Source organism: Bergeyella anatis, assembly GCF_036016955.1.
Taxonomy (GTDB): domain Bacteria; phylum Bacteroidota; class Bacteroidia; order Flavobacteriales; family Weeksellaceae; genus JAYWXI01.
In genome coordinates this window covers 1-711 of record NZ_JAYWXI010000086.1, presented here as the reverse complement: position 1 = coordinate 711, position 711 = coordinate 1, and the positions used below count along the sequence as shown (strand labels likewise).

The window sequence follows — 711 nt, the reverse complement described above, 5'->3', positions numbered from 1 at the left end:
AACTATCAAAATCCGATTTGTATATGCTTAAAAATAAGAAGCAAACACAAGGGTTTGACGAAGAAGTAGAATATATGATTGAAGAGTACAAAGTAATTTAAAATTTAGAAACAATGAATACAAATTTTTTTAAACAAATAGCAGGATTAGAAATTGAGGGGACACTCAATCTAACGATTAAAAAAGATACTGAAAACATAGTAATATCCATATTATTGAACAATGATGCGTGTGGTGATAAGGCGAAGCATCTTATCCCACCGCTAACAATCAAAGGTACAGCCGAAGAATTGGACGAGCAGTTTTTTGCAACCATTACACCGCCAATTGAAAGCACCTCAAAACTTATGGTAAATATGGAGAGTTACTTAAAGGCACAAGAAGAAGCTCAAAGGCAATCGGCAATGGAAAAGGAAAAAGCAGATAAGGAAAAGAAAGAGAAAGAAAAGCGAGATAAGAAATACAAGGAACTTATGGAAAAGGTAGAGGAACTTGCAGAACAAGGAAAACCGAGAGAAGCGTGGACAAAGTTGCCAAGTGTGGACGAATATCCCGAATATGCTGAAAAGATTAGAAAGCGTAGAAAAGAGCTTACAGTACTCTTTCAACCCGACTTATTTGCAACGGAATAATTAACCTTAAAAAATAGAAATTATGTTATTAACGACAGAATTAAAGAGAGTATTTAAACTCAAAGATAACGGACAAGAA

Annotated in this window: 1 protein-coding gene; it reads left to right on the top strand. The window is 34.3% G+C overall.

Going from position 1 to position 711, the window contains the following annotated elements; genetic code table 11:
• Positions 1–113 precede the first annotated feature (113 nt).
• Positions 114–632 (top strand): PRTRC system protein E, encoded by a 519-nt coding sequence (locus VQ048_RS12350; protein WP_208809456.1) that lies wholly within the window; start codon positions 114–116, stop codon positions 630–632.
• Positions 633–711 lie beyond the last annotated feature (79 nt).

What these genes read in the sequence shown, in the direction of transcription:
- VQ048_RS12350 (WP_208809456.1), top strand. Translation starts at nt 114, where the DNA reads ATGAATACAAATTTTTTTAAACAAATAGCAGGATTAGAAATTGAGGGG.